The sequence below is a fragment of the Chryseobacterium indologenes genome (genome assembly GCF_002025665.1).
Classification (GTDB): Bacteria; Bacteroidota; Bacteroidia; order Flavobacteriales; family Weeksellaceae; genus Chryseobacterium; species Chryseobacterium metallicongregator.
Genome location: NZ_CP018786.1, coordinates 3033220 through 3052430, shown reverse-complemented (window position 1 = coordinate 3052430; position 19211 = coordinate 3033220). Strand labels below are relative to the sequence as shown.

Genomic DNA, 19211 nt, shown 5'->3' with positions numbered 1-19211 from the left:
ACCTGATGTATAACGGAAAAAGTCTTTTATATAAAGAAATAAAAAGGCTGGATTGACGCTCTCATCACTTCTTATATTCACCATAAATGAAGCTAAAGATTGGTTTTTGAATAAAATTAAAATTTACAGCCTTTTTACAAGATAAGTTTAATCAATTAGAGTAGATGCAGTTGAATAATTTATTTTACTTTAATAAAGTTGAACGTGTTTAATTATATGAGAATTAATGTTTTTTTATGTATTATGTATAGAATAATGAATATTGTTATTGAAACTCATCTGAACTCTGTATGATGTTTATGAAAAACAAATTGTGAGAAAAGTCACAAATATTTTTGTGAATTATCGCCTTGGATACCCTCTTGTACAATCGTCCAAAAAATTGTAATTTTACCCATCTTTTTACAAACAAAATCTAATAAATAAAAATGAATACAGAACAGTTTGTGAGCCGTCACATTTCCCTTAATGAAGCCGATAAACAGGCGATGTTGGAAAAACTTGGCGTTTCTAGTATTGAAGAGTTAATTTCTCAAACCATCCCTTCTTCTATCCGTTTAGAGAAAGATCTTGAGATCTCGGAACCACTTTCTGAATACGAAATGTTGAACCACTCAAAAGAATTGGCATCTAAAAATACTGATTATACAAGTTATATCGGATTTGGATACCACAATACACTTTTACCTTCAGCAATCCAGAGAAATATTTTTGAAAACCCTAGCTGGTATACGGCATATACTCCATATCAGGCAGAAATTGCACAGGGAAGACTTGAAGCTCTTCTTAATTTCCAGACTGTAGTATGTGATCTTACTGGTTTTGCATTAGCCAACGCATCTTTATTGGATGAATCTACTGCTGCTGCTGAAGCAATGCATATGTTCTTCAACAACAGATCTAAAGACCAGAAAAAAGCAGGAGCTAATAAGTTCTTCATTTCTGACCTTGTGCTTCCTCAAACAGTTTCTGTATTAAAAACAAAAGCTGAAGGATTAGAAATCGAAATCGTAGTTGGAGATCATAAAACACACCAGTTTGATGCTTCTTATTATGGTATTTTATTACAGTATCCTGGTAAAAACGGAATCGTTTTAGATTATACAGAAGATATTGTAGAATATAAAAAACTTGATCTTCAGGTAGCGGTTGCTTGTGATCCGATGGCTTTGGTTAAGTTAAAGTCTCCTGCAGAAATGGGTGCTGACTGTGCGGTAGGAACTACACAGAGATTCGGTATTCCATTAGGGTACGGAGGGCCTCACGCAGCTTTTTTTGCTTGTAGAGAAGATTATAAAAGAGATATTCCTGGAAGAATCATCGGGGTTTCTCAGGATATGTACGGAAGACGTGCTTTAAGAATGGCATTACAGACAAGAGAGCAGCACATCAAAAGAGAGAAAGCTACTTCAAACATCTGTACAGCTCAGGTTCTTTTGGCAGTAATGGCCGGTATGTATGCTGTTTACCACGGTCCTAAAGGGTTAGGTTATATCGCTGATCAGATCCACTTTAAAGCAAATGCGTTGAAAAACGGTCTTAAGGCATTAGGATATCAGGTAGTAGAAGAGCCAATCTTCGATACAGTGAAAATGACAATGGCTGAAGATGAGAAAGCAAGATTAGTAAGACTGATGCTTGATCATAGATTAAACCTTAACTATTTCACAGAAGGAGTAGTAAGTATTGCGATCAACGAAAGTACAACATTAGAGAAATTAAATTATCTAATGGCTTCTTTCGCTCAGTTTAAAGACAAGCAGACTTTCAAATTAGAAATAAAAGAAGGATACAGCATTCCTGAAGAAAACTTAAGAAAAGACGAAATTCTTACGGAATCAGTATTCAACAAATACCACACGGAAACAGAATTGATGCGTTACATCAAGCGTCTTGAGAGAAAAGATTTATCATTGACTCATTCAATGATTTCTTTAGGATCTTGTACTATGAAGCTGAACGCAGCGACTCAAATGTTACCGCTTTCATGGGAAAACTGGGGCGCAGTGCATCCGTTTGTGCCTGTAAACCAGGCTGAAGGATATCAGGAAATGATCCGTGAACTGGAGAAAGACTTAGCAGAAATTACAGGTTTTGCAGGAACTTCTCTTCAGCCAAACTCCGGAGCACAAGGAGAATATGCAGGATTAATGGTGATCAGAGAATATCATATTTCAAGAGGAGACCACCACAGAAATGTAGTATTGATTCCTCAGTCTGCACACGGAACAAACCCGGCTTCCGCTGCTATGGCAGGAATGAAAATCGTTGTTGTGAAAAACCTTGAAAACGGTGAAATCGACTTCGAAGATCTTAAAGCTAAAACAGAACTTCATTCAGCAAACTTATCTGCTGTAATGATTACTTATCCTTCTACTTACGGATTCTTTGATGCTAACATTAAAGAAATTACCAACCTGATCCATGAGCACGGAGGACAAGTATATATGGATGGTGCCAACATGAACGCTCAGGTAGGATTTACAAGTCCTGGAAACATCGGGGCTGACGTTTGCCACCTTAACCTTCACAAAACTTTCGCAATTCCTCACGGAGGTGGAGGTCCTGGAGTAGGTCCAATTTGTGTTGCTAAACACTTAGTACCTTTCCTTCCTTCTAACGCGAACATCAGAATCGGAGCTAAAGAAGCTATCGAAGGTATTTCTGCTGCACCGTACGGTTCAGGATTGATCCTTAACATTTCTTATTCTTATATTAAAATGTTAGGAACTGAAGGCCTTAAAAAGGCTACGGGACATGCAATCATGAATGCGAACTACCTGAAAGAAATTTTAGCAGAGCATTTCCCGATTTTATATTCAAACGAAAACGGAAGAGTAGCTCACGAATGTATCGTAGATTTCCGTCAGTTCAAATCTTTAGGAATTGAAGTGGCTGATGTGGCGAAGAGATTAATGGATTATGGTTTCCATGCTCCTACCGTTTCTTTCCCGGTTGCAGGTACTTTGATGATTGAGCCTACAGAATCTGAAAGCAAGTCTGAAATTGATCGTTTTGCTGAAGCGTTGATCTCTATCAAAAAAGAAATCGATGAAATTGCAAACGGTGAAGCAGATGCTGCCAACAACGTATTGAAAAATGCTCCTCACACAGAACAATTGGTAATCTCTGATTCTTGGGATAAACCATACAGCAGAGAAAAGGCAGCTTATCCATTAGAGTGGGTAAGAGACCACAAATTCTTTGCTTCTGTATCAAGAGTAGATGAAGCATATGGAGACAGAAACTTAGTATGTACTTGTGAGCCCATTGAAGCTTATATGTAATCTCAGTTTTTTAACTATAAAAAATCCCTTTCAGCAATGAGAGGGATTTTTGTTTTCGGTCATGGCGAGCGAAGCGAAGCAATCTCAAGACCTATTTCGGGAAATTATAAGAAAGCCACGTTATAAAAGCCACTACACTCACCAATGAAATTAATGATCCATAAAAAAGACCAAAACCAAGATTTTTTAGAGATACAACTTTTACCGATTTTGAAAAATAAATCAAAGCCCCCATGGCAAGGCAGACAATGAAAATTCCAATGATGGTTTCGAAGCTGTCTAATAATTGTAATGATATGATTGATAAGAGTTGTATTACAATGGTGAGGATGAGAAAAAAGTATTTCATGAAAGTGGTTATGAGTTGATTCAAAGATAGGTTTTTCGATTATTCAAATATCTTATATTTCTCAACATAATTTTCTTTTTCCTTAAAATGCCCTGTTTTTTGATCATAAAGAAAAATATATTCTACAGGAACTTTTTTGAAAGGATTATTAACAGAATAACTAACCTGCTTGCCATTAATAGTTTCAAAATCATACCAATCTCCTTGTGGAGTCTGTCCTTGTATCAAAAGAAGGTTTCCAGTAAAAGCTATATCATTGAAGCCATCATTATTGTAGTCTTTTATTTTTAATTTTAACTCATTAGGCTCATATACTTTATTGTCTTCATGGGCATCATATGTTCTGACCTCTCCCTCATAGATATTTACTAAAGAATCTGCTGCTATTTTGTAAAGTTCATGCCCGCCATTTCCTTGCCCTGTTACAGATGTAACCAGTAAGAACGGGTTCTCTTTTGGGAAAATGGAAACCAATTCATACCGATGGGCAGAAAGCGTTTTCATCAGTTTGCCATCCTGTGTTAATATTAACTGATTTTTCCAGGGATATTCCGCTGTAGAACCAACTTTCCAGTCATATTCAATAAAATAATAATCCTGATCTGAACCATTAATTTTTACTTTTTTGAATACCGTGATTTTTTCACCTTCCTGCTGGACCTGGCTTTCATGAATGTTCAGATCAAAGGCTTGTCGAAGATTTGTGATGAATTTAGAAGAATCTTTGATTGCAGGATAATCTGCAAGATATTCAAGTGGTATGGACATTTTAAGATTGGGATTCTCTTTGCCTGTCTGAACACTTTCTTTTTTGTGAGTACAATTCAAAATGAGTAAAGGTAAAAGTACTGCCAGGGATATTTTTTTCATGGATTTATTAGTAGCGAAAGGAAATTTTTTGAAATTTATTATATTTTAATGAAATGTCAATCATTTAATTACTATTTTGAAACAAAAATCACCTCCCAAAAATTGAGAGGTGTCTTAGTATTTAAATTCCAGTTTGTTATCTTCTTTTAAAGCTATAAGCAAGCAAAATAGCTACGCCCATAGTAACGCAGGTTATAATTGAAATGGTTTCAATGGAAATTCCACTTTTCATCTGTGTGTTTTCTTTTTCACATGAAAAAAAGAATAATAATGTCATGAATAGACATACCGATAGTAATTTTTTATCCATAAATGTATTTGTTTGGTTATGAAATATTTATAGCAAAAAGTATACCGGATTTGTAGACTTAAAAAACCTGTTCTACAAAGGCTTTTCTTCATCCCAATAATAGCTGTCCGGATAGATTCTTGTTCCAAAAACAGCAGTGCCTACTCGTACAATGGTTGCACCTTCTTCAATGGCAGTTTCCAGATCTCCGCTCATTCCCATAGAAAGTTCTTTCATTTCTACATTGGGAATATTTTCGGTGATGATATCTTGTTGAAGTCTTTTCAGGATTTTAAAGCATGCTCTTACTTTCTCGGTTTCAGCACTGAATAATCCAATGGTCATCAGTCCCTTTATTTTTAAAGTAGAGTAGCGTGAAATCTTTCGGGTAAGTTTAATGGTATTATTGGGATCAACACCAAATTTACTCTCTTCATTGGACGTATTCACCTGAATTAAAACATCCATCGTACTGTTTTTAGCTAAAAGCTTTTGATGAAGTTTCTCGGCAAGTTCCAGACGATCCAGAGACTGAATACAGGTAACACCATACTTCAGAATATCTTTGATTTTATTGGTCTGAAGATGGCCTATAAAATGATTTTCATGGGGAATATCCTTTAGCTCCTCATATTTTTCCTTCAGTTCCTGGACTTTATTTTCAGCAATTAAGGTTTGTCCATTTTCCAAAGCAATTTTAATGCGCTCTGCAGAAACAGTTTTCGTCGCCAGTAATAACCTGACTTCATTACTATTTCTTCCGGATTGCTCACAGGCCTTTTTTATCCGATCATTGATCAAAGTGAGATTGTGGAGGATATCTTCTTTCATGATGAGATGGTTTTGGCTTCCAGCTTTTTAATTAAAGCAGCTTTAACGGCTGTTAAGGCATAATCTTTAGCTTCAGCAAAGGAAATGGAATATTTTCTTTCAATAGTTCTAATTTCTTCCGGAAACTTAGCTAATAACTGGTCGTAGAATGTATCCAGGATCTCAGCAGAAGGCATTTCGTAATTAATTTTTAATTGGAAACGTCTTAAAAGGGCAGTATCAATAATCTCAGGATGATTGGTAGCACAGATTAAAAGAGCATTCTCAGGGTAATAGTCAATCAGCTGAATCAAAGTATTAACCAATCTTCTCATTTCACCTACATCTTTGTCATCACTGCCTCTCGCTTTCCCGATCTGATCCAGTTCATCAAGGAATAATACCGATCTTTCCCTGGCGGCTTTATCAAAAATCATTTTAATGTTCTGTGATGTTTCTCCGATACGGGATGAAACAATATTACTAAGATTTAAAATAATAATATTTTTTCCAAGAGCATTAGCAATTGCTTTTGCCGTCATTGTTTTTCCACATCCGGAGCTTCCTTCAAGTAAAATTTTATGGTTAACCGGCAAGCCATACTCCTGGAGTTCTTTAACGTAAGTGTGCTCTTTAATAAGCTGTACAAGCTGTTCTCTGTTGTTGGCACTGAGAAATACTTCGTTAAGGCTTACCTGTTCTTTATCTTGAATAATGAGGTTGTACAGATTCATGATGACGATTAAAAGGATTATTGAATAAACAAAGATAAAGCTTTATTGAATGTTAAAAAGAATCCTGAATCATAATAAACATCTGGTCCAACGTAAAGTGAATGATAGGTTATAAATGATAAATTATGAGTGATGAATTATGGGTGTACATCTGTAAAATAAAAAATATTCCCTAGCATCTGTGAAAATCTGTGAAATCTGTGGGAAATAAACAATTATGCTTTTATAAAACTCTCCCAATAAAAAAAAGAAAAGCCAGACCTAGGGCCGGCTTTTCTCATTTGGATATTAAAATTTGTTATGAAACTAAGATCTTTCTGCTTATGTTTTTGGGCCCTTTTACCCAATGGTAAAAGAGCAATCCGATTTCTCAGACTAAAAACATAAAACAATATAATTAGTATAGATATTCTATAGGCTTGTTTTATTTTAAGATTAGTTTCTTTCTCTTCTTACTGTCATGAAATATGAAGTGATTACTACTAAACCTGTTACGATACCGATATAAGTTACCATTTTGTATTATTTTTAATTATTTGACTTTTTTTTATCAATTTTTCAATTGCAATATTACTACTTTCAAATCATGTGCCAAAGTAAAACACTATGATGTATATCAGTGTATTACGGTGTTTTATGTTCATGTATTGGTGAATTTTTGTTTACATTAAATTAATGTATTATTTGGAATTTATTAATACTTTTATTATTCTATCTGTAAAATTATGTGAATGTGTTAATCGTTTTTTGACTTCTATATTGGAGTTGATAAAACAAATAATAAATAATGCGCAGCATAATATTGTCGTAAAGTGTAATTTTTGAACTTTGATTTTTCACTTCAATAGACTTTTATGTTAATAAAATTTATTCTTGACGCTGATTTTTATGCTGGAATTTTTGTCAGTTGTCACATTTCATGTCATAGAGAAATATTATTTCATGCCAAAAATGAAAATAAAGTTGTCTGCTGACCGATTTATTTCAGGTCAGTAAAACCCACACAATGAGAATGATTGTTTTTGAAAATGAAAGGCTTAATGGTATTTGGACTCCTGTGAAAATTATTGAAGCTTAGAAAGAGCTGACCTTTCATGGATAATATAAACATTTCTTGTCCCGGGAATAGAGAGGGTGAGAGAATTCTCTTTTGAATTCCCCGGGGGCTTTTACTACTTTTGTAGAAAGAATGAATTTATGGGACGCAGTTATATTTTTCTTGCCCTGGCAATTGTATTTGAGATTATTGCCACAACCTTCCTGAAAAAGTCTGAAGAATTTTCTAAACTATGGCCATCGGTAGTGACAGTTATCGGATATGCCTGTGCGTTTTATTTTCTGAGTCTTACTCTGCGACATATTCCTGTGGGAATTACCTACGCCATCTGGTCCGGAGTAGGTATAGTCTTTATAACGATGATAGGAGTTATAGCTTTCAAGCAGGTTCCTGATCTGCCTGCCATTATTGGAATTGCCCTGATTGTAATTGGGGTGATTATTATTAATGTGTTCTCAAAAATGGGGACTCATTAAAAAATAATCTCCTGCTGCTTTTCCATTTGTTTCCAGTGCTGGGATCTTGTTTTGTATAAAAAGAACTTTCCCAGTTTATATTTGAACTTTAAATATCCCCGGAACTCAATACCGTTAAATAATGTAAAAGGAATTGCTGGATTTTCCTTTAATGATTCTCTTATTCCTTTACTGAATACGGTAGGACCCGTAGTAGCATGTATATTATGTGGATAGCGGTGAGTATCTATATTATCAATCATCAATTCTAATGTTTTCTTTAGAAAAGGATGGTTTTTGTTGAAAATAAGTGCCCATTGAACATATAGGTTTTCGTGTCTTTCTACACTGATCACAGCTTCATCATCTGCCTGAATAAGTTTTTCAAACGGTTTTATAGTACTGCTGTCTATATCAAGGTATATCCCACCTTTTTTATATAAAATAGCATACCTGAAGAAATCTGCTTTTGCCGCTCCAATGGTAAGTTTACGATAACTTTTAATATATTCAGGAGGGAATTCTTCGGTGATAAACTTCTCTATATCCTGGTCATCATAGAAAAAATAGCGGTATTCTGGATTTTTCCTTTTCATATTCCAGATGTGATATCTTGTAATCAAAGGAAGTTTTTTAGTTATGAAAGTCTGAAATATTTGTTTAGGTACTGCCATTTTCTATTTTTTAAAGCATCTTCTTATATAAAACCAAAATCATTTTTCATCAGCGATGTGTAGCAGTAATAAGATTTTTCCTGAAATAGAGAGATATCTATCTTTGAAATAGCTTATGCTTAGCTGGAGTTTTGATTCTATTTTAGACGAATGGTTAAATAGTGTGGATAAAAATTTTAATTTTTTTTTAATCTTTAGGGTGAGGAGCTTTACGAATAAGGTTCGATATAAAAGAAATTGATTGTCTCTTGAATTTATTTTGTTTTCTGTCTTTCAAAAGGGTTATAAGAAATTCCAATATTGAAATATAATGAAGGTTTATAAGTCGCTTTCCATATATAATCATTAAAAGAATCCTGCTTATTAAATGCTCTCGAATTGATATTGGCTCTGACTCCCGTTTTGAAAGTGCCTATGAAATTTCCGCCAAGATTATGCTCATAAATAGCTCCTGAATTGATCACAACCTGTCTGAATTCATAAGTGTTATCATTATGGTAAGTATAAAATGAGGTGTTATCCATTTCTGTTCCCAGAGAAATTCTGCCACTGGAAAAAATATCTTTTCTTACCAATACTTTTTTCGGAAGAAGGATGTCCAGTACCCATCCATTATTGAATCTGTTTTCATACGTGAAGATAGGAAGCACGGGAATTTGGGAACTCGGGTCAATAATACCAGCCAATCCGAGACTCATTTTTGTTTTTGGAGTTGCCTTTAAAATCAATGAAGCAGTTACCAATCCTCTGATCCTTTCAAAATGCTGGTCACTTCCATCTGTAGAAATGCTGGCGGAATATATTGCTGTCTTTTTAAATAATCTTGAAAAGTAGCTTAGGTTAATTGCTTCCGAATGATAATGAAAGTTTTCCTCAGTCTGAGTTCCGGGTATGACAGGGTTTTCGTTTTTGATAGAAGTATAGCGGTAGCCAAGGGCAGTACTCAAAAGCCAGCTTCTGTTTTTGATAAAATAAATATTGGCATCCGCCTTCATTTGCTGAAAACTTTTGACCTTATTATCTGGTAAATCCTGGCCCTGTAACTGTGAAGAAAAAGAGGATGGGGTTACCAGAGTATATTCAATATTGAAGTTTCGTGACTGTGGGATTTTATCTGCAAAGAAAGCACGGACCTTCAAAGGAATACTATCCTTTTTCTGGGCATAAATAATGTTTTTAAAAGGAAGTATTGCCAAGGGGACAAGTACTCTTCTCAATGTTTTCATGGGTAGTTTATTTTAATGGCTGAATAATAGACTGGAAAAAACTGAAGGTAAAAATTCTCTCATAGAAGATATCCAGACTGTTTTCAATAATGGCATCCGTATAGCAGGCAGTATCCTGAACAAATGTTTCCTCTACAAAAACAAACCAAAGTTCTGAGAGTCCGTATCTTCTTCTAAACTCTTCAGAGGCATTGCTGTCAGGAACGGCAGAATGTTTAAGGTCACAAAACAAAATTCCTTTTTTCTCTCCTTCATGTTCTACAATATTAATAGAATGGTGGAGGTAGCTGAGAATCTTCATTTCCGAATCGAAACATTCTACAAAATGATGCAGATCAATAAGCTGTATTACTTTTTCTTCCTGTTGAGATTCTGTCATAAAAAAGCATTCCAGTGATATTTCCTGAGTGAGTTCGTGAAAAACTGTTAATTCCATATGTGTCATTTTACGGTACAAAGGAATAGAGAAAAGAAGTGTGTAAATTTGTTTTTATACAAAATGGCTGGTATTTTATACAAAACCCCCGAGCATGATAATTGGTATAATAAAATACAGGTTTTGTATAATAAAATAGTTGTAATTTACGTTATTGACTATTTTTGTTAATCATAAAATGAGCCTATCGTATGAAATACAGTCCGTGGAAATTTGAAGAAACCTTTGTAATGGATTTTCTGGTGGAAGCGAAATATGGGTTCCTAAGACATCTGCTGTTTCTGATCTTCTTTTTCATTTTGATCTACAGTGCACGGTTCTGGCATTGGTATTCAGGGATGTATCAGTATTATGTTTTATTCTTTGTGTATACAATTCTGATTACCATGGTATACATTAATATATATGTATTGGTTCCCAGATTTTTCTTTAAAACAAAATATGTCACCTATCTGGCGTTGCTTGTTCTGATGGGAGTTGTAGGGCTCAATTTTATCGGATATGGCTTTAAAACGTTCTTTGAAGAATACAGGGTAAAAAATATTCTCAGAGAAAATGAAAAGGGAGGAATCTATGAAGGGGTTCTCATGTGTATACCGATTATTATGACAACAACAACGATCAAGCTTTTGCAGAAATGGATCAGTGATAATAAAAGGATCAATGAATTGAGCAATCTAACCCTGAATATGGAACTGAATGAACTGAGAAATCAGATTAATCCTCACTTTCTGTTCAATATGCTGAATAATGTGAAAGCACTCATCAGAACAGACCCTGCAAAAGCCTCAGTGGTAATTGTAAAGCTGTCCGAATTTCTCAGATATCAGCTGTATGAAAACAGTGAAGAGAAAACGTTATTGACTTCAGAGATTGATTTTCTATCCAATTTTTTAAACCTTGAAAAAATTAGACGTGATAATTTCACTTTTGATATTCATGTGAATCTTGACAGAAGAGTTGTTAACAGTGCTTTTATCCCTCCCAATCTGTTTACCACTTTCGTGGAAAATGCGGTCAAGCATAGTGTAGATCTCAGTGGGGAAGAATCTTATGTAAAAATAGAAATCAATATTGAGAACAAACAGCTTTATTTCAGATGTGTAAATTCCAGGAGTGCTGACTACATTGTTTCTGACAAGAAAAACAGCGGATTGGGGCTTGCCAACATCACCAGAAGACTGGAGCTTCTTTATAATGATACTTTTGATTTGAAGATAGAATCTGATGATAAAGAATATAGTGTAAATTTAAAAATTCCCGTGTGATGAATTGTATTATTGTTGATGATGAACCGCTGGCAAGATCCGAAATGAGATCGCTGATTGCTGAAATTTCCAATATGGATGTTCTGGGTGAATTTTCCAATGCGCCGTCTGCTCTGGAATTTCTTAAGGATAATGATGTAGATCTTATTTTCCTCGATATAGAAATGCCGATGGTAACAGGTCTTGAGTTTGCAGAAATGCTTCCGAAAAAATCCCTCATAATCTTTACCACTGCCTATTCTCAATATGCATTGAAAAGCTATGAACTGGAAGCCGTTGATTATCTTTTGAAACCTATTGATCCTCAAAGGTTGGAAAAAGCAATTGAAAAAGCAATACTTTACACCGAACTTTTGTCTAAAGATACCGTTAAAAATACGGTAGAATCCAATACAGCAGATTTTTTGTTTATTAAAGCTGAGCGAAGGTTTTATAAAATTAGTTTTTCTGATATTAAGTTTATTGAAGGACTCAAAGATTATGTGGTTATTCATACTAAGCAGCAAAAGCTCATCACGGCAATGAATTTAAAAACTATTCATCAGAAAATATCAGGGGAAACTTTCATCAGAGTCAGCAAATCATACGTGGTGAATATGAATTTTATAGATTCATTCGACAATCATAATATATACATTGAAGACTCTGAGATTCCTCTTGGTGAAGTATACAGAGCCGAGTTCTTTACAAAATTTGCCGGAGGACTTCTGAATTCAGACTGATTTATGAGTAATGGGAAATGAGCAATAAGTAATAATAAATATCATCTACAAGATCAAAAAAATCTGTGTAATCAGTGGGAAAATATTTAATAAAGTTTCTGGTCTCTTTCACAAAAGAAACTTCTCCTTTTTCCTACACCCGTCTGTTTCTTAGTAAGCTTTTGTCCACATATAGGACACACAGATTTTGTATGAACCAGCCAGTGCTTTTTCAAAACAAATTCTCTTTTCCATTTCAGAAAATCAAAACTGTAATTCCTGGCTTCAGCTATAAGTTCTTTCCTTTTTTTGGCAGGTAGATTTCCCAACATACTTTCCGGCTGAACACCAATTCTGAAAAGCACTTCGTTTTTAATGATGTTGCCGACACCAGAGAAAATATCCTGATTCATCAGTGCATCACAAACCATCATTTTCGGATTTGATTTTAATTTCTCTTCAGCTTTCTTAGGATTCCACTGATCGCTCATTACATCGGCTTCCCAATCAATTGTGGAGAGAAATTCAAGGTCTACAGACTTTACAGAACAGGTGTAAAAATAGATGCTTCCCGTAGAGAAAAACAATGCTAACCGCAATCTTTTATCCGGTTTGGTTTGTTCATCAATGCTGTAAGAACCAAACATTAATAAATGAATCCGGATCGCTGCTTTTTCAAAAACGAGATAAGTTTGTTTTCCAAAAGTTCGGATTTCCAGAAGAGATTGGCCAATGAAAATTTCTTTCTCGAATTTGGCATTTCCTGAAACTTCTGTCACTTGCTGACCTGCAAATGGCTGCAGGTTTTCTTTCATTAATATAATGGATGGACCTTCAGGCATACGTTTGTTTTGAGATAAAGATTCAAATAATATTCCATAACCCAATAAAATCTGAGCTTTATCCCAAAACAAACCTGTTTAAAATTCTTAGATCAGTTTTTGTCCCACAAAACGGATAACAGAACCCGTTCCATTATGGAATAATCCTTCATTAAGTTCTATTTCTGTTTCTGCTAATTCAATAATATCATAATCCGGAAAATCAGCTTTGATCTCTTCAATAGAAAATAACGATTCAATATCCTTTGGCCCGCCTACCTTTTCGTTCTTTGCAATATATTCAAGATGGCTTTTACTGAAAGCTTCAAAAATAATAAAACCGCCTTTTCGCAGATATTGATTCAGCATTTGATGGATAGAAGATTTTATATTTCCCGGAAAGTGAGCATAGATAAGCGCAATAGCATCAAACTGCTCTTTCTGATAATTTAAAGTAGAAAGTTCTCCCACCTGATAATCAATAGTAATCTGCTGTTGTCCGGCCAATTGTAACGCTTTATCTCTTCCGTTTGCACTGATATCGAAAGCAGAAGCCTGCCATCCTTTTGTAGCTGCAAAAACGGCATTCCGACCTTCGCCTTCTGCAGGGAAGAGTATTTTGCCGGGAGTTAATCTGGTTAGCTGTTCTCTCAGGTAATTATTGGGTTCTGTTCCATACGCAAACTCTTCGCTGCTGTACCTTTCGTCCCATCTGTTGAGCCATGTGTTGTCTGTCATAGTTATAATTTAAAATTTGAAAGAAGAATTTTAGGGATTCTTCAACTGTATTAGCTGGATCAAATGTAAAATATTTATTCAAGCTTTCCGATCCCTAAAAAACGTTTACTATAATAGATTTTTTGAATGGAAGATCCTGCTAATAAAAATCTAAATACTATTCCGTACAATTAAAATTTGGAGTAATTTTGAAAAATGATGAATTTAAACCAGATTTTCACCAATCAACGTACAGGAAACAATCCACAGACCAAAGCTTCACGAACTGATTTTCAAAGGGATTTCGACAGAATTATCTTCTCTTCTGCCTTCAGAAGACTGCAGAATAAAACGCAGGTTTTTCCTCTTCCCGGAAGTGTTTTTGTACACAACAGACTTACCCATTCTTTGGAGGTATCATCCGTAGGAAGAAGTTTAGGAAGTATTATCGGTGAATTTATTGCGGATGATTTTAAAAATGAACTGACTGAGGATTCAAAGAATTTTTATCTCTATAATTTAGGAAATGTAATTGCGGCAGCGTGTTTATGCCATGATGTGGGAAATCCTGCATTCGGACATTCCGGAGAAGATGCTATTGCAAGCTATTTTGAAAGGAACGAAAAAGATTTGAAATCAAAATTCAATGAGAAGGAGTGGGCAGATCTGGTTAATTTTGAAGGAAACGCCAATGCCATCAGAGTATTGGCACAGCAGCAGCAAGGAAAAGATGCAGGAGGAATTCAGCTGACGTTCTCTACATTGGCAAGTATTGCAAAATATCCGTGTGAAGCGGTTGCAAAGAAAAAAGGAATCATTCACAGGAAGAAATTCGGCTTTTTCCAGAATGAAAAAGATATATTCCTAGAAATTGCAAAAGGAACTCAGCTTATTTCTGAAAGCGAAGAACCGCATATTTTCAAGAGACATCCTTTTGTCTGGCTGGTAGAAGCGGCTGATGATATCTGCTACAACATCATTGATATGGAAGATGCTCACAGACTGGGAATTGTTTCCACAGCAGACTGTAAAAACTTATTTTTCGAACTGGTAAAATCTGAAACAGATGATGTTCAGAGAATTGAAACAAAGTTAAGTTCTATTTCCAATGAAAACGAACAGATTTCTTATTTAAGGGCAAAAGTAATCAATGCATTAATCAACAAATCGATTGAGATGTATAAGTATAACTTTGAGACGATTCTTGAAGGAAACTTAGGCAATGGTTTACTTGATATTTACAAAAAAGAAAATAAAGCATTGCAGGATATTGCCAGTTTCTCCGTAGAAAAAATCTACAATCATAAAGCGGTTGTTGAAATTGAAAATGCCGGTTATAATGTAATGTATGAATTGCTGGATCATTTTATTCCTTCCATTCTGAAAGCTAAAGACCACAGAAAATCCTATGATGAAAAAGCTTTGAAACTCATTCCAAAGCAATTTATTTACAATGACGGAACCGATTATCAGAAAGTTCTTGGAGTCATTGATTTTGTTTCCGGGATGACGGATAACTATGCTACCGATTTGTATCGAAAAATTAAAGGAATAGACATCGGAATGACGGTGTAAATTCTATTTATTGTAATAATTCAGAAGCCTCTTCGATTAATGACTGCATTAAAGTGGAGGCTTTTTTATGTTTTAAAAGCGGAGCAATCTGACCCGACCAGAAAAATACGAGATCATTCTTTTGCTGTTCCAAAGCCGCTTTCCTGAATGCTCCCATGAAATGAGTTTGTAGAGGAAAGGGCAGGGTTTTATCCGTTGCAGTCAATACATCTCTTGTGATTTTTGTAGTAATTCCACGTCCCAATCTTCCGGTATAAGCTCTGGAAAGTGTGGTGGATTTAGCAGCGTCAGAAAATAGAAATTCCTTATGAATTGGCAGAGCTCCGGATTCTTCAGTTGCCAGAAAAGCGGTGCCAATCTGTACAGCATCAGCTCCCAGCTTAAAAGCTCCCGCAATGCCACGGCCGTTGGCGATTCCTCCGGCAGCCACTACAGGAATTTTTACCCTATCCTTTATTAATTGAATCAAAGCGAAAGTTCCCGTTGTAGAAAGTTCAGCCTGATCCAGAAACGAAGGTCTGTGGCCGCCACTTTCGAAACCGGAAGCCACAATAGCATCCACACCCGTTTTTTCCAGGGCAATTGCTTCATCCAACGTTGTTGCATTTCCTAATACCACTGTTCCCTGACGATGAAGTTCCTCAATGATATTTTCATCCAGCAAACCAAACATAAAGCTGAACACCTTGGGCTTAATATCAAGAACAACCTCCAACTGATTCTGAAACCTTGATTCAAAAGTGGGTGGTGCTTCAGGAATATCCATATTTAAAAGATCAAAATACGGTTTGAAGGTTTCAACGGCTTTTTGATATTGCTCTTTTGTATGTTCTTTATCAATAATATCGTGATCATTTACCCAGAGATTAAGATTGTAAGGTTGATCTGTTTTGGATTGTATGGCTTTGTGAATGTCATAGATTTCCTGTGGTGACAATGTGTAAGCTCCAAAACCTCCCAATCCGCCAAGATTACTCACCGTTGTTGTCAATGCAACGGTAGAAAGACCTCCGCCAAAAGGGCCTTGCAGAATAGGATATTCAATACCCAATAATTCTGTAATTCTATTTTTATTCCACATGACTTTATTCTTTTTAATTAAAAATTTGAATTAAAGGTATACGTTGGTTAATGTCTTGTTAACGATGAACCATTTTCCGTCTATATGATTGAAAGTTATGAAATTATAATAATTAAAATCATACATTCTGACGTGTAATTTTGCGACAGCAATCGAATTAATGACATCAATAGAAAGAATTATTGCTTTAAAATCTTTTCCGGATTTCTGTGGGCTTACACGGTTTCCGACTCCTTCAATATATTGTTCTGCTGTTTTGAAATACGGAACTCCGTTAACATCTCCGAAAAGTAAAGCGCCTTTGTAGAATGCTTTTTTTAGAAGTTCACTATTCCCTTCATAAATTCCTTTGAAATAATAATTTTCTATGATATTTCTTATTTCGGTTTCCGGGTTTTGGTAGGTTTTCATATCCTTTACATTTTGTGCATGGCCGCTCAACGGAAAGCTGAGCAGCCATGCTATAATTAATGATAGTTTCATGATAAATGGTGTCCGGCTCCCATTCCTCCATCAACATTGATGATGGCTCCGGAAATTAATTTGTTCTTGGCAATTGCATGAATCATCTGAGCAACTTCTTCAGGCTCACCAATGCGGTTAATCAGGTGTATTCCTGCATTATTGTCAAGGTCCGCACCATGCATCGGAGTTCTTATCAATCCCGGAGCAATCGTATTAACTCTGATATTATCTTTTCCAAACTCTGCCGCCAGCTGTAAAGTCAGAGCATGAATTGCTCCTTTGCTTGAAATAGGTGCTGTAGAAGGAGATTCTGCAATCGCATGAGATACCAATGGTGTTCCTACATTGATAACCACTCCGTCTTTTTGTCTGATCATCTGAGGAATAACGGCCTGTGTAGTAAAGAATGTTCCTTTTAAATTGGTGGTTAAAAAACGGTCCAGATAATCTTCAGTGACTTCCAGAAAGGGTTTGTTCTCATAAATTCCGGCATTATTGATAAGAACATCAACAGATCCGAATCTTTCTAAAGCTGTTTGAACCAGTGTTTCTCCAGTTGTTTTGTCTGAAACATTTCCGGCAACCATGGCCAGATGATCTCCGGCTCCCAGTTCATGATAAACTTCCTCTAATTTGGATGCTGTTTGCGAATTAATGATGACATTATCACCTCTGTCTAAGAAATAACGGGCTGTTTCCAATCCTATTCCTGAAGAAGCTCCTGTTACAATTATGGTTTGCTTTTTCATTTTTACGCTTATTTTTTTACTGTTGAAAATCCCTGTTCTTTTAACACTGAAACCTGTTCTCCGGCATATCCCCAGTTATCATCTTCAATTTCGTTAATCACGATATGGGTTAAATGAGGATCCTTATTCAAAACCGAAGTGACTGCTTCACTGATTTTTCTGATTAATTGTTGTTTGGTTTCGCGGGTAAGATCTTCGCGAAGCACATCTACTTTTATGAATGGCATGATGTAAATTTTTAAGATTATTTGAATTAATAAGCTTCCGCAACAAGATGAATGTTTAACTCAAAATTGTTGTAGATCAAAGTGTCTCCAAGATTGGTGAAGAAATTGAAGGATCTGAATTTGATATTGAACTTCGTCCTGTCAATTACAATCTTGCTTTTAAGAACAGCTGTATTATCTGTTTTTGCAATCTCCAGGCTGGTATCGATAGAATGGGTAATCCCTTTTATCGTAAGATCTCCTTCTACATAATAAAGATTTTCAGCACCCGGTTCTGCATGAGTGATTTCGAAATAAGCTTCAGGAAACTGTTCAGAATTAAAGAAATCATCAGAAGCCAGATGATTAGCAAACTGCGTATTGGTTTCAGTATTCTCGATATCAAGGATTTTGATGCTTCGGGTATCTATTGTGAATTTTCCTGATAAAGATTTTTCCTCTCCTAATGTGAAGTTTCCTTCTTTTACACCAATAGTTCCGTTGTGAGCTCCGGTTACTTTTCTGCCGATCCAGTTGATGGTACTGTTTCCGGCATTGACTTTAAAATTTTTTGTGTCCATTTTTATTGGGTTTAAATGTTGACACAAAGTTCAGCCGATCAAAAGAAAAAGTTACGTGATGTACCTCACAAAATAGAGGAGGAGATCAATCGTTTTCAAAGAGGTTGATTATTGATGAAGTCTGCTCAACGTTTCTCTGGTTACCCCAAGATAAGAAGCAATCAGATGCTTTGGAACCAGATTATATAATTGAGGATACATGGATAAAAGCTCCTGATACCTGAATTTGGCATCGTTATTCATAAAAGAAAGCAGACGTTTCTGTGCAGCGACATATCCTTTATTGGTTCTCCATCGGAAAAAATGCTCAACCTCATGAATTTCATTGCAGATTTTCTCTCTGTCTTCATTGGAAATAGATAAGATTGTGGCATTTGTAATACAGTCAACATTAATGGTAGCTCTTGTTTTGCTGTAAAGCGCATCAAAATCGGTAACCCACCAGGTCGGCATAGCAAACTGAAGGATAAACATTTTCATGCTGTCATTAAGATAAAAAGCTTTTAAACAGCCTTCAAGCACAAAATATTCATGGTTTACAAAGTCACCCTCCAAAATCAGGCTTTGTCCTTTCTTTAAAGTAATCAGATTAAAATGTCCAAAAACATAATCCAGCTGCTCGTCTGTGAGCGTCGTAAATTTTGAAATGTGATCTTTTAATATTTCTTTAGAATTAACCATGATGGGGAATGAATATTCAAAAGTAAGCCTTTTTCAGAATAATTTTAATTTAAATCATGCTATACTTCTGATGTTTGATTTCTTGAAGATGATCCTCTAAGTCTTAAATTTATTTTTCATATATTTAAGCAAGCACCAGTAAAAATGTTTTTAACAAAACAGGATTTATTGCGACACAT

The 19211-nt window shown here is 35.3% G+C and carries 20 protein-coding genes; 5 read left to right on the top strand and 15 right to left on the bottom strand.

All coding sequences use genetic code 11. From position 1 onward, the window contains the following. The first annotated feature begins 428 nt into the window (after positions 1-428). Positions 429-3287, top strand: coding sequence for an aminomethyl-transferring glycine dehydrogenase (gcvP, locus tag BUE84_RS13845; protein WP_079242137.1), 2859 nt, complete (start codon positions 429-431; stop codon positions 3285-3287). Positions 3288-3378: 91 nt separating this feature from the next. Here the strand turns inward: gcvP and BUE84_RS24220 are convergent, their stop codons facing one another. The 4 genes from BUE84_RS24220 to BUE84_RS13830 form a co-directional block, all read right to left on the bottom strand. Further along, positions 3379-3636, bottom strand: coding sequence for a hypothetical protein (locus BUE84_RS24220; protein WP_145953252.1), 258 nt, complete (start codon positions 3634-3636; stop codon positions 3379-3381). A 39-nt stretch (positions 3637-3675) separates the two neighbouring features. Continuing rightward, complete coding sequence (locus BUE84_RS13840; protein ID WP_079242136.1) at positions 3676-4506, bottom strand: hypothetical protein; 831 nt, start codon at positions 4504-4506, stop codon at positions 3676-3678. Between the two features lie 382 nt (positions 4507-4888). After that, positions 4889-5626 (bottom strand): YggS family pyridoxal phosphate-dependent enzyme, encoded by a 738-nt coding sequence (locus BUE84_RS13835; RefSeq protein ID WP_079242135.1) that lies wholly within the window; start codon positions 5624-5626, stop codon positions 4889-4891. Beyond that, on the bottom strand, positions 5623-6339 hold the full coding sequence (locus BUE84_RS13830) for an AAA family ATPase (protein ID WP_079242134.1): 717 nt from the start codon (positions 6337-6339) through the stop codon (positions 5623-5625). The genes BUE84_RS13835 and BUE84_RS13830 overlap by 4 nt, the downstream gene beginning before the upstream one ends. A 1197-nt stretch (positions 6340-7536) precedes the next feature. Between BUE84_RS13830 and BUE84_RS13825 the strand changes: the two genes are divergently transcribed. Further along, on the top strand, positions 7537-7872 hold the full coding sequence (locus BUE84_RS13825; RefSeq protein ID WP_079242133.1) for a DMT family transporter: 336 nt from the start codon (positions 7537-7539) through the stop codon (positions 7870-7872). Here the strand turns inward: BUE84_RS13825 and BUE84_RS13820 are convergent. The 3 genes from BUE84_RS13820 to BUE84_RS13810 all read right to left on the bottom strand — a co-directional run bounded on the left by BUE84_RS13820 (position 7869) and on the right by BUE84_RS13810 (position 10187). Beyond that, positions 7869-8525, bottom strand: a complete 657-nt coding sequence (locus BUE84_RS13820; RefSeq protein WP_079242132.1) for a glycosyltransferase family 32 protein — start codon at positions 8523-8525, stop codon at positions 7869-7871. The two genes, BUE84_RS13825 and BUE84_RS13820, sit on opposite strands and share 4 nt — an antisense overlap. Positions 8526-8779: 254 nt before the next feature. Next, complete coding sequence (locus BUE84_RS13815) at positions 8780-9751, bottom strand: hypothetical protein (RefSeq protein WP_079242131.1); 972 nt, start codon at positions 9749-9751, stop codon at positions 8780-8782. Positions 9752-9758: 7 nt separating this feature from the next. Next, positions 9759-10187: a hypothetical protein gene (locus BUE84_RS13810; RefSeq protein ID WP_079242130.1), complete on the bottom strand. Its 429-nt coding sequence runs from the start codon at positions 10185-10187 to the stop codon at positions 9759-9761. A 191-nt stretch (positions 10188-10378) separates the two neighbouring features. On the opposite strand from BUE84_RS13810, the gene BUE84_RS13805 reads away from it, so the two are divergent. Both BUE84_RS13805 and BUE84_RS13800 read left to right on the top strand, forming a co-directional pair. After that, positions 10379-11455: a sensor histidine kinase gene (locus BUE84_RS13805; RefSeq protein WP_079242129.1), complete on the top strand. Its 1077-nt coding sequence runs from the start codon at positions 10379-10381 to the stop codon at positions 11453-11455. Beyond that, positions 11455-12177 carry a LytR/AlgR family response regulator transcription factor gene (locus BUE84_RS13800; protein WP_079242128.1) on the top strand — a complete coding sequence of 241 codons (723 nt, stop codon included), beginning with the start codon at positions 11455-11457 and terminating at the stop codon, positions 12175-12177. The genes BUE84_RS13805 and BUE84_RS13800 overlap by 1 nt, the downstream gene beginning before the upstream one ends. Before the next feature lie 86 nt (positions 12178-12263). Here BUE84_RS13800 and BUE84_RS13795 read toward each other — a convergent pair whose 3' ends face one another. Then, positions 12264-12998, bottom strand: coding sequence for a DNA-formamidopyrimidine glycosylase family protein (locus tag BUE84_RS13795; protein ID WP_079243945.1), 735 nt, complete (start codon positions 12996-12998; stop codon positions 12264-12266). 87 nt (positions 12999-13085) lie between these two features. Next, on the bottom strand, positions 13086-13715 hold the full coding sequence (locus tag BUE84_RS13790) for a class I SAM-dependent methyltransferase (protein WP_079242127.1): 630 nt from the start codon (positions 13713-13715) through the stop codon (positions 13086-13088). Positions 13716-13913: 198 nt separating this feature from the next. Here BUE84_RS13790 and BUE84_RS13785 point away from each other — a divergent pair, with 198 nt between their 5' ends. Then, the gene (locus BUE84_RS13785; protein ID WP_079243944.1) at positions 13914-15269 is read left to right on the top strand and encodes a deoxyguanosinetriphosphate triphosphohydrolase; all 1356 of its coding nucleotides are present in this window, start codon (positions 13914-13916) and stop codon (positions 15267-15269) included. Between the two features lie 7 nt (positions 15270-15276). Here BUE84_RS13785 and BUE84_RS13780 read toward each other — a convergent pair whose 3' ends face one another. The 6 genes from BUE84_RS13780 to BUE84_RS13755 all read right to left on the bottom strand — a co-directional run bounded on the left by BUE84_RS13780 (position 15277) and on the right by BUE84_RS13755 (position 19032). Continuing rightward, the gene (locus BUE84_RS13780; RefSeq protein ID WP_079242126.1) at positions 15277-16350 is read right to left on the bottom strand and encodes an NAD(P)H-dependent flavin oxidoreductase; all 1074 of its coding nucleotides are present in this window, start codon (positions 16348-16350) and stop codon (positions 15277-15279) included. Positions 16351-16380: 30 nt separating this feature from the next. Next, entirely contained in the window at positions 16381-16833 is a 453-nt protein-coding gene (locus tag BUE84_RS13775; RefSeq protein WP_079242125.1) for a nuclear transport factor 2 family protein, read from the bottom strand. Continuing rightward, a complete protein-coding gene (locus BUE84_RS13770) occupies positions 16830-17564 on the bottom strand; it encodes an SDR family NAD(P)-dependent oxidoreductase (protein WP_079242124.1) in 735 nt (244 codons plus the stop codon). Before BUE84_RS13770 ends, BUE84_RS13775 begins: the two co-directional genes overlap by 4 nt. 8 nt (positions 17565-17572) lie before the next feature. Further along, a complete protein-coding gene (locus tag BUE84_RS13765) occupies positions 17573-17791 on the bottom strand; it encodes a tautomerase family protein (RefSeq protein WP_079242123.1) in 219 nt (72 codons plus the stop codon). A 26-nt stretch (positions 17792-17817) separates the two neighbouring features. Next, positions 17818-18351 (bottom strand): YceI family protein, encoded by a 534-nt coding sequence (locus BUE84_RS13760; RefSeq protein WP_079242122.1) that lies wholly within the window; start codon positions 18349-18351, stop codon positions 17818-17820. A gap of 108 nt (positions 18352-18459) precedes the next feature. Further along, the gene (locus tag BUE84_RS13755; RefSeq protein WP_079242121.1) at positions 18460-19032 is read right to left on the bottom strand and encodes a Crp/Fnr family transcriptional regulator; all 573 of its coding nucleotides are present in this window, start codon (positions 19030-19032) and stop codon (positions 18460-18462) included. Between the last annotated feature and the right edge of the window lie 179 nt (positions 19033-19211).